The sequence below is a fragment of the Achromobacter sp. RTa genome, from assembly GCF_000757485.1.
Taxonomy (GTDB): domain Bacteria; phylum Pseudomonadota; class Gammaproteobacteria; order Burkholderiales; family Burkholderiaceae_B; genus Achromobacter.
In genome coordinates, this window is sequence record NZ_JPYO01000032.1 from 1 (window position 1) to 373 (window position 373).

Sequence of the window (373 nt, forward strand, 5' to 3'; positions counted from 1 at the left end):
CTGGCTGACATTGACGGCGTCGGTGTCGGTGGCGCCTGCCGCCACGTTGGTGATGCGGCGTTCGGCGCCGGCCGAGCCGAGGCTGACTTCGCCCGCCGGCGCGGTGCCGGCGATGGAGGCGGTGCCAGGGTTGTAGGCGGGGGTGCCGAGCGTGGAACCATCGGCCACGGCATTGGCGCCAAGCGCCACGCTGCCGGCATGGCTGGCCTGTGCCTCGCGGCCCAGCGCCAGCGCGCTGTCCGCGGTCGCCGTGGCGTTGTAGCCCACTGCGGTGCTGCCTTCGCCTTGGGCAAAGGCGTCGCTTTGCGCAAGGCCGGCCTCGTTGGTGCGCGCGTAGCGGATGCCGATGCCGTTGGCGTCGGTGTTGGCCTGG

The 373-nt window shown here is 72.9% G+C and carries 1 pseudogene; it reads right to left on the minus strand.

Features of this window, described 5'->3' with window-relative positions:
• Positions 1-373, minus strand: a pseudogene (locus JL37_RS11395) (hemagluttinin domain protein); the annotation flags it as partial.